The sequence below is a fragment of the Janthinobacterium sp. LPB2021202312-11-4 genome (assembly GCF_037049705.1).
In the GTDB taxonomy this organism is placed as follows: domain Bacteria; phylum Pseudomonadota; class Gammaproteobacteria; order Pseudomonadales; family Pseudomonadaceae; genus Aquipseudomonas.
This window is the reverse complement of the sequence record NZ_JBAGKV010000006.1, coordinates 142640-157044: the sequence shown is the minus strand read 5'-3', so window position 1 is coordinate 157044 and position 14405 is coordinate 142640. Positions and strand designations below refer to the sequence as shown.

Below are 14405 nucleotides of genomic sequence, written 5' to 3'. Positions count from 1 at the left end.
CATAAATCCCGGAAACAGCTTACAACCGCTGGACCGTCACCGACCCCGCCGCACCAGCGGGCCCTGGCTGACCATCAGCCCCTGGGCGGCCACTCTTGCCGCCATCGGCCTTGTAGACGAGGCAACCCTTGGCCTTGCCACCCGCGCCCGGCTTGCCGCCAGGCCCGGCCAGACCACCGGCACCGCCCGCGACCTGAACCTTGATCTGCTCGGCCGGGTAATCGCGCGGTACTTGCAGGCGCACCAGTGCACCGGCGGCGCCCGGCTGGCCATCGCTGCCATTGCTGCCGTCGAACCCGTGACCGGCCTGGCCCCAGGTGCAACCCGGCTCTTCACCGTTGGCGCCATCGAGCCCGACAAACCCCGGCGCACCGGCACCGCCGCGCGCATCGACCGTCAGCTTCGGGGCGTTCAACGATTTGATCAGCACATTGAGGTTGCGCCCCGAACGGGCAGGCTTGAGGTAAGTGCCCGGCGCACCGCGAGCGGTGATCAGGCTGCCTTCGGACAGATTGGCGCGGCTGATTTTCAGTTCCAGCGGTTGTTCACCGGGCACGATGGCGATCCGCGCGTCACGCCCCAGGCGCAATTCGCCGACCGTCACTTCGGTCACGTTCGAGGGGATCAGCAACGTGCCGTAGTCCGCGACTTCCAGTTTTTCCAACTGCAAGGTGCTGGCGGTGTTGGGCAAACGCATCAGCGAGTTGGTTTCGACACTCACCACCTGGGCGCAGGCGAATGGGCTGATGAGTGCAGCAAGCAGACAGAGTTTACGCATGGGAAGCCCCTGGTACGGCCGGGGCCGGAATGGTTTGAAGGTGGAAAACGCCAAAGAACAGAATCTTCAGACGATCACGCCACGGATGGGCGCGACCCTGGAGGTTGCGGTTGCACAGCAGCACTTCCAGAACATGGATGCCCGCCAGCAGCGCGCCGGCCAGGTTGACCAGCAGGTGCAGCGGATTGATAAAAGGGATCAGCAGATTGACCAGCACCACCAGCCAGAACAGCAGGGTCAACAGCTTCCCCAGCCCCCAAAACACCTTCATACGCTCCCCCGTTGAGAATTATTCTTTGAGCGCACAGTAACGGCTTCCACGAGGGATAAGCCAGAGGGCGCGAAAAAATTCTTCAACAAGACCGCCGGACCGACGAATTTCGTCGATCGGCGGCTCTAGATCGAGGCTCTGCGGTACACATCAGCGATTGATATGCAGTTCCACACGACGGTTTTTCGCCCGCCCTTCTTCCGTTTCATTGTCGGCCACCGGCTGACTTTCACCCTTGCCCTCGCTGGTGAGTTTGTTCGGCGCCAGGCCCTGGCTCAACAGGTAGGCCGCCACACTGCTGGCGCGACGTTCCGACAGAGCCTGGTTATACGCATCCGAGCCTTTGCTGTCGGTATGCCCCAGGACCTTGATGCTGACCACGTCAGCGTTTTGCAACTTGGCCATCAGGCCATCCAGTTGACTGCGTGCGGCCGGGGTCAGGTCAGACTTGTCGAAGGCGAACAGCACGTTGCCGGCATCGCTCAGGGTGATGACTTCCGACACCGGTGCCGCTTCGACTGGTTTCACGCTGGCCGGGTATTGCGGCAGCGGGCAACCGCGATGGTCGACCGGGGTGTTGGCTGGCGTATCCGGGCAACGATCGCGCCGGTCGAACACGCCGTCGCCATCTTCATCGCCATCCTGGGCGTAGCAGATCAAACCACCGGTCAAGATACCGAGCGCTGCTCCGCCGGCCGCCCAACCGCCACTTTCGATAGCACCCAGGCCACCGCCGACCAGTCCGCCAATGACGCTGCAGATCGGCCAGGTACGTTGATTCAGGGGGGCAGTGCCATCGCTGTGAGTAGCGCAACCGGTCAACAGGCTGCCAAGCAGCAGAACCGGTAAGACGGTCCGTGTGAGAACGCTCATTTGTGAATGCTCCTGTGTTACCGGCCCATACCGGTTACACAGGAGTAAAGACCCGCATCCGCGACTGCACAAGCCGCGGAGCGGAAGGGACTTAACGCTCGATTTTGATTTCGGTACGACGGTTCAACGCGCGGCCATCCGCAGTTTTGTTATCGGCCACTGGCTGGCTTTCGCCTTTACCGGTGACAGACACGAAGCTGCTGCGCGGTACGCCATCGTGGATCAGGTATTCAACGACCGAGTGCGCGCGTTTATCCGACAGTTTCTGGTTGTAGGCATCGCTGCCCACGCTGTCGGTGTGGCCAGTCACGGTCAGGCGTGCGGTCGAAGATTCCTGTTTCAGGCGAGTAGCGACTTTGTCGAGAACCTCTTTGTCAGAAGGTGTGAGCGTGGCTTTGTCGAACTGGAAGTGAACATCGCGGATGACGATGGTTTCTTCCTTGACCACCACGACTTCTTCAACCACTGGCGCAGGGGCTGGTGGCGGGCAACCGTCGGCATCGACCTGCACGCCTTTAGGCGTATGCGGGCACTTGTCGCGACTGTCCGGCACGCCATCGCCGTCTTCGTCGCCATCACCGTGCACCCAGCAATAAGCGGCTGCCGTACCGCCGACCAGCAGCGCGCCATAGCCGGCCCACGACGAACTTTCGGTCGCGCCGAGACCGGCACCGACGACACCACCGACCGCCGCACAGGTCGGCCAGTCGGTTTTCTGCAAACCTGCGCAACCAGTCAACACACTGGTTAGCAGAACCAAGGGTAATGCTGTCCGAACTATGCTCATCTAGTTTTCTCCTGAGGGATCGGCTTAGAACCGATTCAGGGAGTAAAGACCGGAGTTTTAATCTCCGCCAGCAATAGGCCATTGCTGTTTTTCCCCGTGTTCACGGCAGATCGGCACTTTTGCTGCACGATGGCTCTAGGCCCGAACGTTGGGGCAGGCTAGTCTTGGCAGCTCTGATTGAGGATCTTCGATGATTGCAGGTATTTCTTCGCGCACGCCGCAACAGGCACTGGCCGCTTTGCTGGACCGCTACGCCCCGGCGCGGCTGCTGCTGATTGGCGCCAGCCAGTTTCCGGCGCTTGAAGCATTCAAGCTCGCGCACCCGGACAGTTGCGTCGCTCACGCGGCGCCCGGCCCCTTGCCTGAAGAACTGGCGGCCCGGCGTTTTGACCTGGCGCTGGTGGTCGATTGCCTGGAGCACCTGCCCAAACGCGATGGCCTGAACCTGCTCGGCGGCATCCGCAACCTCAACGCCAGCCGCATCGCGGTGCTGGCGGACTTGCCGGCCAGCGGTTGGCAGGAGACCGATTTTTTCTCCCTGGCGCTGCAAGCCAGCGAACGTTTCCAGCGTGACGATCAGGTGTTGACGCTGTTCACCTACGATCTGCTTGACTACAAACAAGTACCTGACTGGCTCAATTCACGCTTCTGGGCCAATCCGGAAAACTTCGGGAAATATTGGTGGTAACGCAATGAGTACATCCATTTGCCCTTGCGGCAGCGGCACCCTGCTCGACGCCTGCTGCGGTCATTACCATGCCGGCCATCCGGCCCCGTGCGCCGATGCCTTGATGCGTTCGCGCTACAGCGCCTATGTGTTGGGCTTGATCGATTATCTGGTGGCGACCACCCTGCCCGCCCAACAGGCCGGGCTGGATCGTCAGTCCATCAGCGACTGGAGCGCGCAAAGCACCTGGCTGGGCCTGGAAGTGGAAAGCTCCGAAGTGTTCGGCGGCCAACCGGAACACGCCTTCGTCACCTTCACCGCGCGCTGGCACGACAGCACCGGCGAGCACAGCCACCGCGAGCGCTCTTCGTTTGTGCAGAACGCCGGTCGCTGGTACTTCATCGACCCGACCGTGCAACTCAAGGCCGGCCGCAACGATACTTGCCCGTGTGCGAGCGGGCAGAAATTCAAGAAGTGTTGTGCGGGGTATTTCGGCGCCTGAGGTGATGCTTAAAAGATCGCAACCTTCGGCAGCTCCTACATTGGAATGGCGTACACCCCGTAGGAGCTGCCGAAGGCTGCGATCTTTAAGGCTAGACTGGGTTTCAAGGGAGAAACACCACCATGATTACCCGGCGACTCGCACTTTACCTGGTCACTCTGCTCGCACTCCTGAGCCTCAGCGGCTGCGCGTCGTGGTTCAGCGACGACGAACCCGACCCCGCCGTGCATCTGGTCAAGGTCGAAGTGGTGCGGGCCAAACTGCTGGAACAGAAATTTCTGCTGCACTTTCGCATCGACAACCCCAACGACAGCGACCTGACCGTGCGCAGCCTCGAATACCGCATTCACCTGGGCGACATGCTGCTGACCGAAGGCGAGCACGAGCACTGGTTCACCGTCGGCCCCAAACGCAGCGCCTACTTCAAGATTCCGATCCGCACCAACCTGTGGCCCAAGATTCGAGACGTGGTGAAAATGCTGAAAAACCCCAGGCAACCCATCCCTTATCGCCTGGAAGGTGAACTGGAAACGGGACTATTCATCGCGCACTACGTGCACCTGGCGCGCAATGGCGTGATAATCCCCGCCGATTTAATTCCGGAGTAACCCCGATGACCCAGCAACCCCACGTCCATGGCCCTGACTGCAACCACGATCATGACGATCATGCCCACGACCACCATGATCACGACCATGGCCATGTCCACGGTCCAAACTGCGGCCACGCTCACCAGGAACCGGTGCGCAACGCCCTGAAAGACGTCGGCCGCAACGATCCTTGCCCATGCGGCAACGGCAAGAAATTCAAGAAGTGCCACGGCGCTTGATGCTTCGGGCGCATGTTATCGGCGCCGGTTGAATCGCTTCGCGAGCAGGCTCGCCCCCACCCAGGTTCTGCGCCAAACACAGCTTTTGTGTATACGACAGATCCCCTGTGGGAGCGGGCTTGCTCGCGAAAGCGGCGGTACATCCAGCAACAATGTCTCAGACAGAGCGCATTCGCGAGCAAGCCCGCTCCCACAGGGGGGATTTAGTCAATTTTCAGGATCTGCGTTGTACTGACGACCGTCGCATATTCGCCATGCAGATTCCCCAGCGACATCGCATGCACTTCTTCAGCGCTATGGGCGTTACCGAAAAAATCGGCCTTGTCGAAGGTAAAGCACGCATCCTCGGCCACCCACGCCTCAAACCCGAGATTGCCGGCCGTTCGCGCCGTGGACTCCACCGAGTTGTTAGTCGCCACGCCAACGATGACCAATTGATCAATCCCCGCCTCACGCAATCCAGCCTCCAGCCCCGTCGCACAAAAAGCATCCGGCACCTGCTTCTGGATCAGTTGTTCGCCGGCCAATGGCTGAAACCGTTCCTGAAACTCCACGCCTGATTGCTGCGGCCAGAACACTGATTCCGGGGAGCGGGACAGGTGCTGCACGTGAATGACCGGCCGGCCGGTTTGACGCCAATACAGCAGCAAATCGAGGATTCGCGCTTCAGCCTGAGGATTATTCCGACGACCCAATTTGGGATGCAGGATGCCTTTTTGCTGGTCGATGATGATCAACGCTGCGTTGCTCTTGAGCTCCATGCTGACTTTTCTCATGCCGGGTCATTGAATTTCACGCACTTCAGCATCACCTCTTCCTACAGGCAAGCTCTCCAATGCAAACAGGACGACCTAATGCGAGCGGTTGCTGTCCGTACTTAATGACGTCTATTTTTTGGAGCATTCCATGATCGACCTGTATTACTGGACCACCCCCAACGGCCACAAAATCTCGATTTTTCTCGAAGAGGCCGGCCTCAAGTACAACGTCCACCCGATCAACATCAGCAAAAACGACCAGTTCAAACCCGAGTTCCTGAAAATCTCCCCGAACAACAAAATCCCGGCGATCGTCGATCATGAACCGCTGGATGGCGGTGAACCGTTGTCGGTGTTCGAGTCCGGGGCGATTTTGCTGTACCTGGCGGAGAAAACCGGTCAATTCCTGCCCAAGGACCTGCGCGGCCGCCAACTGGCGCTGCAATGGCTGTTCTGGCAGATGGGCGGTTTGGGGCCAATGGCCGGGCAGAATCATCACTTCAGCCAGTTCGCGCCGGAAAAAATCCCCTACGCGATCAAACGCTACATCGATGAAACCGCCCGCCTCTATGGCGTGCTCGACAAGCAACTGGCGAACAATGAATTCGTCGCCGGCAGCGAATACAGCATTGCCGACATGGCGATCTACCCGTGGATCGTTTCCCACAAGTGGCAGAGCCAGAACCTGGAAGACTTCCCCAACGTGCTGCGCTGGTTCACCCACATCCAGAACCGCCCGGCGACGGTGAAGGCGTATGCGATTGCGGCGAAGGTGAATCCGCCTAAGTCCTGATTTCAAGCCTGGAAGATCAAAAGATCGCAGCCTTCGGCAGCTCCTACATGGGATTGATGTTCCCCCTGTAGGAGCTGCCGAAGGCTGCGATCTTTTGCGTTTATCCGACAATTGCTGAAATAACCCTGCGCCCCGCTTGCGCGGCCACCTCCTGCTCACTAACGTAGCGCCTTTATTGCGTTACTACCCCCGCAGGAGCTTTGCCATGGCCTCGCCAGCCCTTACACATTTTCTTCCCCGGTTCGGCGTTGCCGCAGCAGTGGCCGGTGTTTTGAGCCTGACCGGTTGTCAGACCTGGAACACCCAGGACACCCTCCCGCCGACCTCCGGCGTACAGCCGCTCAAGGGCCTGGCGCAGAACGTTTCGGTGCGTCGCAATGCCATGGGCATGCCGTTGATCGAAAGTAATACCTTCCACGATGCGCTGTTCACCCTCGGTTACGTCCACGCCAGCGACCGCCTCACCCAAATGGTGACCATGCGCCTGCTCGCTGAAGGCCGTCTGGCGGAAATGTCCGGCCCGGACCTGCTCGACGCCGACCGCTACATGCGCGCGGTCAACCTGAAGAAAAGCGCCGGCGAGTTGTACAAAGCCTCTTCGCCACGGCTCAAGCGTTTCTTTGAAGTCTATGCCCGGGGCGTCAACGCCTACCTGTTCCGCTACCGCGACAAGCTGCCGGCCGACCTCGCGGCGACCGGTTACAAGCCTGAATACTGGAAGCCCGAAGATTCGGCGCTGATTTTCTGCCTGTTGAATTTCAGCCAGTCGGCCAACCTGCCGGAAGAAATCTCCTCGCTGGTGCTGGCGCAAACCGTCAGCACCGACAAGCTGCCGTGGCTGACGCCGTCCGCGCCTGACGAAAAACTGCAAGCGGGCGAAGCCGACAAGCTGCAAGGCATCAAGCTCAACGGCGCGATCCCGGGTCTGGCGGAAATCACCAAGGCCACCGGGCAACTCTCTGATCTGAATCTGCTCGGCGCCACATCGTCCAACAACTGGGCCATCGGCCCGCAACGCAGCCGCAGCGGTAAAAGCCTGCTGGCCAGCGACAGTCATGGGCCGATGGGCGTGCCGTCGCTGTACAGCTACGTGCAGATCCGCGCGCCGAAATATCAGGCCGCAGGCGTCAGCATCGCCGGCCTGCCGATGGTGCTCGGTGGTTTCAACGGCAAAGTGGCGTGGAGCATGACCACGGTCATGGGCGACAACCAGGACCTGTTCCTGGAAAAAATCAAACGCCAGGGCAACGGTTTGACCTATGAGGCGAACGGCAAATGGCAGCCGGTGGTCGTGCGCAACGAAACCTATTTCGTCAAAGGCCAGCGGCCGCTTCGCGAAGCCGTGTACGAAACCCGCCACGGACCGCTGCTCAACAGCGCCCAAGGCCTGAGCATGGCCAATGGTTTTGGCCTGGCCTTGCAGACCCCGAGCTTCACCGACGACAAGACCCTGGACGCGTTCTTCGACCTGTCCCGAGCGCAAACCGTCGAAAAAGCTTCGGACGCCAGCCGTGAAATCCGCGCCATCGCCCTGAACCTGGTATTTGCCGACGCCAGCAATATTGGCTGGCAGGTCACCGGTCGTTACCCGAACCGCCGCGAAGGCGAAGGCCTGTTGCCGTCGCCGGGTTGGGACGGTCGCTACGACTGGGACGGTTACGCCGACCCGATGCTGCACCCCTATGACCAGGACCCGGCCCAGGGCTGGCTCGGCACCGCCAACCAGCGGGTCATCCCCCACGGCTACGGCATGCAATTGTCCAATTCCTGGGCCGCCCCGGAACGCGGCGAACGCCTGGCTGAACTGGCCGGCGTGGGCAAACACGACACCCGCAGCCTGATCGCCATGCAGTACGACCAGACCACCACCTTCGCCGCCAAGCTGAAAAAGATGTTTGAAGCGCCGGGCATGTCCCAGCCGCTGAAACAGGCGATCGAAGCGCTGCCAGTGGCGGACCGAGGCAAAGCGCGTGAAGCGTTGACCCGCCTGATGGCGTTCGACGGCAAGCTCAGCCCGACCTCCGCTGATGCGGCGATTTATGAGCTGTTCCTGCAAGAGAGCGCCAAGCAAATCTTCCTCGACGAGCTTGGCCCGGAAAGCAGCCCGGCGTGGAAAGCCTTCATCGCCAATGGCAAGTTGTCCTACGCGGCCCAGGCCGATCACCTGCTCGGTCGCGAAGACAGCCCGTTCTGGGATGACATCCGTACGCCGCAGAAAGAAGACAAACCGGCGATCCTCGCCCGCAGCCTCGCGGCGGCCATCAGTGCGGGCGACAATCAGTTGGGCGGCGATCACAAGGCCTGGCAGTGGGGCAAACTGCACCGCTACGAGTGGAAGAACGCCAGCGGCCAGACCGTGCGCGGTCCGTTGGCGGCCGGCGGCGATCACACCACGTTGAACACGGCGGCGTTTGCCTGGGGTCAGGACTTCAACACCACACTAGTGCCATCGATGCGCTTTATCGTCGATTTCGGTCAGGCCGAACCGCTGATGGGCCAGAACGGTACGGGCCAGTCCGGCAACCCGGCGAGCCCGAACTACCTCGACAGCGTCGATCCGTGGCTCAAGGGCCAGTACATGAGCCTGCCGATGCAGCCGCAGAACTTTGACAAGGCCTATGGCAAGGCGCGGTTGACGCTGACACCCGGTAAGTAAAGGCAAGATCAAGGGATCGCAGCCTCGTTTCACTCGACAGCTCCTACAGAAAACGCATTTCAGCGTAGGAGCTGTCGAGTGAAACGAGGCTGCGATCTTTTGATTTTCTTCTCTGAAAAATCGATAGAACTTCTCGCCTCACAAAAACCTCATAGCTAACAAGTCCCTCCATTTTGGTCACGCTATGGACCTTGTTATCGCCCGCCCCGAAGGGTTGTACTGCCCCGCCGGGGATTTTTATATCGACCCGTGGCGCCCGGTGGAGCGCGCGGTGATCACCCACGCCCATGGCGATCATGCTCGCGGCGGCAATCAACACTATTTGGCAGCGGCGCCCGGCGAAGGGATTTTGCGCGCGCGTCTGGGCCAGGACATCCACCTGCAAACCCTGCCCTACGGCGAACGCTTGCTGCACCACGGCGTGACCCTGAGTTTTCACCCGGCCGGGCATGTGCTCGGTTCGGCCCAAGTGCGCCTGGAGTACGGCGGCGAAGTCTGGGTCGCCTCCGGGGATTACAAAATCGAGCCCGACGGCACCTGCGCGCCCTTCGAACCGGTGCGCTGCCACACCTTCATCACCGAATCGACCTTCGGCCTGCCGATCTATCGCTGGCAGCCCCAGGCGCAGGTCTTTGCCGAGATCAACCAGTGGTGGCAGGCCAACATTGCCGCCGAGAAGGCCAGCGTGCTGTTCTGCTATTCCTTCGGCAAGGCCCAGCGGATTCTCCACGGCATCGACGCCAGCCTCGGCCCGATTCTGGCCCACGGCGCCGTCGAGCCGCTCAACCGGGTGTATCGCGAAGCCGGCATTCGGTTGCCGCCCACGATTTATGCCGGCGAGGTCAAAAAGAACGACCCGATCATGCGCCAGGCCTTGGTGATCGCCCCGCCGTCGGCGGGCGCCAGCACCTGGGTGCGCCGTTTCGGTGACTACAGCGACGGTTTCGCCAGCGGCTGGATGCGTTTGCGCGGGACGCGGCGTCGGCGCGGGGTGGATCGCGGCTTCGTGCTGTCCGACCACGCCGATTGGCCGGGCCTGCTCTGGGCCATCGAGCAAACCGGGGCCGAGCGGGTGATGGTCACCCACGGTTCGGTGGGCGTGCTGGTTCGCCATTTGCGCGAACGGGGTCTCGACGCCCAAGGGTTCAGCACCGAATACGGTGATCATGAAGAAGAACACACGGACGCCGCCGAGGTGCCGGCATGAAAGCCTTCGCCCTGTTGTATGCCGAACTCGATGCCACCACTTCCAGCAACGCCAAATTGGCGGCGATGCAAGCCTACTTCGCCCAAGCCGCGCCGCAAGATGCCGCGTGGGCGGTGTATTTCCTCTCGGGCGGCCGCCCTCGGCAATTGGTGCCCGTGCGCGCCCTGCGGGAACTGGCGGTGACGATTTCCGGGCTCTCGACGTGGCTGTTCGAAGAAAGTTATCAAGCCGTCGGTGACTTGGCGGAAACCATTTCCCTGGTGCTACCCGAAGCCGCTCACAGCTCCAGCGAAGGGCTGGCCTCGTGGATCGAAGACAAACTGCTGCCCTTGCGCGGTGAAACCCCGGACTTCCTGGCCCGGCGCCTGCCGGCGCTGTGGGCGCAACTGGACCGCGCCAGCCTGATGATGTGCATCAAGTTGATCACCGGCAGTTTTCGCGTCGGTGTCTCCAAGTTGCTGGTCACCCGGGCGCTGGCCGCCATGGCCGGGCTCGACAGCAAGCGGGTGGCGCAGCGGCTGGTGGGTTATACCGACTTGTCCCATCGCCCGAACGCCGCCAGTTACCTGAAACTCATCGCGCCGCCCTCCGACGACGAACATGCCCAACGCGGCGGCCAGCCGTACCCGTTTTTCCTCGCCCATGCGCTGGCGCAACCGGTGGACCAGTTCGACGCCCTGCTTGGTCCGCCCAGCCAATGGCAAGTGGAATGGAAGTGGGATGGCATCCGCGCCCAAGTGGTCAAGCGCGACGGGCGACTGTGGGTCTGGTCCCGTGGCGAAGAACTGGTCAGCGAGCGCTTCCCTGAACTGGACAGCCTGGCCAGCGGCTTGCCGGACGGCACCGTGATTGACGGCGAAATCGTCGCATGGAAATCGACCCACCCGACCACCGAGGACGCCTTCAACCCGCAATCGTCGCAGCCCCCCGCCGTGCAGCCCTTCGCCCTGCTGCAACAGCGCATCGGCCGCAAGACCCTGGGCAAGAAAATCCTCGATGACGTGCCGGTGGTGCTCCTCGCCTACGACCTGCTGGAATGGCAGGGCGAAGACTGGCGCAACCAGACTCAGGCCAACCGTCGCACTCAATTGGAGCAAGTCGTCGCCACCTGTAACAACCCGGTGCTGATGGCTTCGCCGCTGCTCACCGGTGACGACTGGTTCGACCTCGCCCGGCAACGGGAAGCGTCACGCCAGCTCGGCGTCGAAGGCATGATGCTCAAGGCCCGGGATGCGCTGTATGGCGTGGGCCGGACCAAAGACATGGGCGTGTGGTGGAAGTGGAAAGTCGAGCCATTCAGCGTCGATGCCGTGTTGATCTATGCTCAGCGCGGCCACGGTCGTCGGGCCAGTCTCTACAGCGATTACACCTTCGCCGTGTGGGACGGACCGCCGGACGCCAGCGAACGAAATCTGGTGCCGTTTGCCAAGGCTTACTCGGGGCTGACCGATGAGGAAATGCGCCAGGTAGACGGCATCGTGCGCAAAACCACCGTGGAAAAGTTCGGGCCGGTGAGCAGTGTGAAGCCGAGCCTGGTGTTCGAGCTGGGGTTTGAGGGGATCGCATTGTCGCGGCGGCACAAAAGCGGGATTGCAGTGCGGTTTCCAAGGATGCTGCGCTGGCGGCGGGACAAGTCTGTCGAGGAAGCCGATAGCCTGGCCACCCTGCAAGACCTGCTGACTTAAATACATTCAAAACTGTGGGAGCGGGCTTGCTCGCGAAAGCGGTGTGTCAGGTAACAGTATTTCGCCTGACACGCCGCATTCGCGAGCAAGCCCGCTCCCACAGGTTTTTTGTGTCAACCTGAACCATCTTGGTGCAGCCATTCTTTGGCGCCCGTTTTCGTGCACAAATCCGCCCCATCGCTGTCTTCAATCACCTTTTAAAACACTTGTTCGGGACTCTGGTTCGGAAATTGCTACTTTTAATAGGTCTTACGCTTTCCAGTAACAATAATTCTGCGCCACAAGCGCTCATATTGGTTCTTAGGGATTGAATAATGAAAAAAGCATTGCTGACCCTTTCTGCACTGGCGTTGTGCATGGCTGCTGGCTCCGCGCTGGCCAAGGAATACAAAGAGCTGCGTTTTGGCGTTGACCCTTCCTACGCGCCTTTCGAATCCAAAGCGGCCGACGGTAGCCTGGTGGGCTTCGATATCGATCTGGGTAATGCGATCTGCGCCGAGCTGAAGGTCAAGTGCAAATGGGTCGAAAGCGATTTCGACGGCATGATTCCGGGCCTCAAGGCCAATAAATTCGACGGTGTGATCTCTTCGATGACCGTCACCGAAGCCCGCGAAAAAGTCATCGACTTCTCCAGCGAGCTGTTCTCCGGCCCGACGTCCTTCGTGTTCAAGAAAGGCGCCGGCATCACCGAAGACACCGCTTCGCTGAAGGGTAAAACCGTCGGTTACGAGCAAGGCACCATCCAGGAAGCCTACGCCAAAGCCGTGCTGGACAAGGCTGGCGTGAAAACCCAGGCCTACGCCAACCAGGACCAGGTCTATGCTGACCTGACTTCCGGTCGTCTGGATGCTTCGATTCAGGACATGCTGCAAGCCGAACTGGGCTTTTTGAAGTCGCCACAAGGTGCCGATTACGAAGTCAGCAAGCCGATCGATGCTCCGCTGCTGCCAGCCAAAACGGCTGTCGGTATCTCGAAAGGTAACAAAGACCTGAAGGCACTTCTGGATAAAGGTATCAAAGCGTTACACGACGATGGCACCTACGCCACCATTCAGAAGAAACACTTTGGCGATCTGAATCTGTACAGCGGCAAATAATGCCCGGCGCCCATCTCGCGATGGGCGCTTTTTTTACTCGATCAGGTTGCTGATTTATGTTCGAAAACCTCCTACAAAACCTGGGGCTCTCCGCCTTCAGCCTCAAGGGCTTCGGTCCTTTGCTGTTGGAAGGCACCTGGATGACCATCAAATTATCGGTGTTGTCGCTGCTAGTGGCCGTTTTACTCGGCTTGCTGGGCGCCAGTGCCAAGCTGTCCAAAGTCAAACTGGTGCGCGTGCCCGCACAGATCTACACCACGCTGATTCGCGGCGTGCCGGATCTGGTGCTGATGCTGCTGATCTTCTACAGCCTGCAAACCTGGCTGACGACGTTCACCGAATACATGGAATGGGAATACATCGAGATCAACCCGTTCAGCGCCGGGGTCATCACCCTGGGCTTCATTTACGGCGCGTACTTCACTGAAACCTTCCGTGGGGCAATCCTCGCCGTGCCACGGGGCCAGGTCGAAGCCGCCACCGCGTATGGCCTCAAACGCGGCCAGCGCTTCTGGATCGTGGTGTTCCCGCAGATGATGCGTTTTGCCCTGCCGGGCATCGGTAACAACTGGATGGTGATGCTCAAGGCCACCGCGCTGGTGTCGATCATCGGCCTCGCCGACCTGGTCAAGGCTGCGCAGGATGCCGGTAAAAGCACCTATCAGTTGTTCTACTTCCTGGTCCTGGCAGCGCTGATCTACTTGCTGATCACCAGCGCCTCCAACTTCGTCCTGCGCAAGCTTGAACGCCGCTACGCCGCCGGCTCCCGGGAGGCCGTACGATGATCGAACTCTTGCAGGAATACTGGAAACCCTTCCTTTATACCGACGGTTACCACATCACTGGCCTGGCCATGACCATGTGGCTGCTGAGCGCCTCGATCTTCATCGGTTTCCTGGTGTCGATCCCGCTGTCCATCGCCCGGGTGTCGCCGCACTTCTACATCCGCTGGCCGGTGCAGTTCTATACCTACCTGTTCCGTGGCACGCCGCTCTATATCCAGTTGCTGATCTGCTACACCGGGATCTACAGCCTGGCGGCGATCCGCGCGCAACCGGTGCTGGACGCGTTCTTTCGCGATGCGATGAACTGCACCATCCTGGCTTTTGCCCTGAACACCTGCGCCTACACCACGGAGATTTTCGCCGGGGCGATCCGCAGCATGAACCACGGTGAAGTCGAAGCGGCCAAGGCCTACGGTCTGACAGGCTGGAAGCTGTATGCCTACGTGATCATGCCGTCCGCTCTGCGTCGCTCGCTGCCTTACTACAGCAACGAAGTGATTTTGATGCTGCACTCGACCACCGTGGCGTTCACCGCGACCATCCCCGACATTCTGAAAGTTGCGCGGGACGCCAACTCGGCGACCTTCCTGACCTTCCAGTCGTTCGGCATCGCCGCCCTGATCTACCTGAGCGTGACCTTCGCGCTGGTCGGCCTGTTCCGCCTCGCCGAACGCCGATGGCTGGCCTTCCTCGGGCCGACCCACTAGGACTTATCGT

General features: G+C 60.6%; 16 protein-coding genes. 11 read left to right on the top strand and 5 right to left on the bottom strand.

Annotation, left to right across the window (positions count from 1 at the left end):
* Positions 1-19: 19 nt before the first annotated feature.
* The 4 genes from V5E99_RS09075 to V5E99_RS09060 all read right to left on the bottom strand — a co-directional run bounded on the left by V5E99_RS09075 (position 20) and on the right by V5E99_RS09060 (position 2709).
* Complete coding sequence (locus tag V5E99_RS09075; RefSeq protein ID WP_499802145.1) at positions 20-778, bottom strand: hypothetical protein; 759 nt, start codon at positions 776-778, stop codon at positions 20-22.
* Positions 771-1049 (bottom strand): DUF1145 domain-containing protein, encoded by a 279-nt coding sequence (locus V5E99_RS09070; RefSeq protein ID WP_499802144.1) that lies wholly within the window; start codon positions 1047-1049, stop codon positions 771-773. The genes V5E99_RS09075 and V5E99_RS09070 overlap by 8 nt, the downstream gene beginning before the upstream one ends.
* A 150-nt stretch (positions 1050-1199) precedes the next feature.
* Entirely contained in the window at positions 1200-1922 is a 723-nt protein-coding gene (locus V5E99_RS09065) for a PA1041 family peptidoglycan-binding anchor lipoprotein (protein ID WP_499802143.1), read from the bottom strand.
* Between the two features lie 91 nt (positions 1923-2013).
* Positions 2014-2709 (bottom strand): PA1041 family peptidoglycan-binding anchor lipoprotein, encoded by a 696-nt coding sequence (locus V5E99_RS09060; RefSeq protein ID WP_499802142.1) that lies wholly within the window; start codon positions 2707-2709, stop codon positions 2014-2016.
* Positions 2710-2899: 190 nt separating this feature from the next.
* Here V5E99_RS09060 and V5E99_RS09055 point away from each other — a divergent pair, with 190 nt between their 5' ends.
* From V5E99_RS09055 to V5E99_RS09040, 4 genes are all read left to right on the top strand, one after another.
* A complete protein-coding gene (locus tag V5E99_RS09055) occupies positions 2900-3397 on the top strand; it encodes a DUF6231 family protein (protein ID WP_499802141.1) in 498 nt (165 codons plus the stop codon).
* 4 nt (positions 3398-3401) lie between these two features.
* The gene (locus V5E99_RS09050) at positions 3402-3878 is read left to right on the top strand and encodes a YchJ family protein (RefSeq protein ID WP_499802140.1); all 477 of its coding nucleotides are present in this window, start codon (positions 3402-3404) and stop codon (positions 3876-3878) included.
* Positions 3879-4000: 122 nt separating this feature from the next.
* Entirely contained in the window at positions 4001-4486 is a 486-nt protein-coding gene (locus V5E99_RS09045) for an LEA/WHy family protein (RefSeq protein ID WP_499802139.1), read from the top strand.
* A 5-nt stretch (positions 4487-4491) separates the two neighbouring features.
* A complete protein-coding gene (locus V5E99_RS09040; RefSeq protein ID WP_054046981.1) occupies positions 4492-4707 on the top strand; it encodes an SEC-C metal-binding domain-containing protein in 216 nt (71 codons plus the stop codon).
* A gap of 203 nt (positions 4708-4910) precedes the next feature.
* Here the strand turns inward: V5E99_RS09040 and V5E99_RS09035 are convergent, their stop codons facing one another.
* Positions 4911-5483 (bottom strand): cysteine hydrolase family protein, encoded by a 573-nt coding sequence (locus tag V5E99_RS09035; protein WP_499802138.1) that lies wholly within the window; start codon positions 5481-5483, stop codon positions 4911-4913.
* Positions 5484-5613: 130 nt separating this feature from the next.
* Between V5E99_RS09035 and V5E99_RS09030 the strand changes: the two genes are divergently transcribed.
* The 7 genes from V5E99_RS09030 (at position 5614) to V5E99_RS09000 (ending at position 14395) form a co-directional block, all read left to right on the top strand.
* Positions 5614-6258, top strand: a complete 645-nt coding sequence (locus tag V5E99_RS09030) for a glutathione binding-like protein (RefSeq protein ID WP_499802137.1) — start codon at positions 5614-5616, stop codon at positions 6256-6258.
* 205 nt (positions 6259-6463) lie between these two features.
* Complete coding sequence (locus V5E99_RS09025) at positions 6464-8914, top strand: penicillin acylase family protein (RefSeq protein ID WP_499802136.1); 2451 nt, start codon at positions 6464-6466, stop codon at positions 8912-8914.
* A gap of 184 nt (positions 8915-9098) precedes the next feature.
* Positions 9099-10121 carry a ligase-associated DNA damage response exonuclease gene (locus tag V5E99_RS09020; protein WP_499802135.1) on the top strand — a complete coding sequence of 341 codons (1023 nt, stop codon included), beginning with the start codon at positions 9099-9101 and terminating at the stop codon, positions 10119-10121.
* On the top strand, positions 10118-11806 hold the full coding sequence (locus tag V5E99_RS09015; RefSeq protein ID WP_499802134.1) for an ATP-dependent DNA ligase: 1689 nt from the start codon (positions 10118-10120) through the stop codon (positions 11804-11806). The genes V5E99_RS09020 and V5E99_RS09015 overlap by 4 nt, the downstream gene beginning before the upstream one ends.
* Positions 11807-12120: 314 nt before the next feature.
* Positions 12121-12903, top strand: a complete 783-nt coding sequence (locus V5E99_RS09010) for a transporter substrate-binding domain-containing protein (protein ID WP_499802133.1) — start codon at positions 12121-12123, stop codon at positions 12901-12903.
* Between the two features lie 56 nt (positions 12904-12959).
* Positions 12960-13688, top strand: a complete 729-nt coding sequence (locus tag V5E99_RS09005; protein ID WP_499802132.1) for an ABC transporter permease — start codon at positions 12960-12962, stop codon at positions 13686-13688.
* On the top strand, positions 13685-14395 hold the full coding sequence (locus tag V5E99_RS09000; protein WP_499802131.1) for an ABC transporter permease: 711 nt from the start codon (positions 13685-13687) through the stop codon (positions 14393-14395). Before V5E99_RS09005 ends, V5E99_RS09000 begins: the two co-directional genes overlap by 4 nt.
* The last annotated feature ends 10 nt before the right edge of the window (positions 14396-14405 follow it).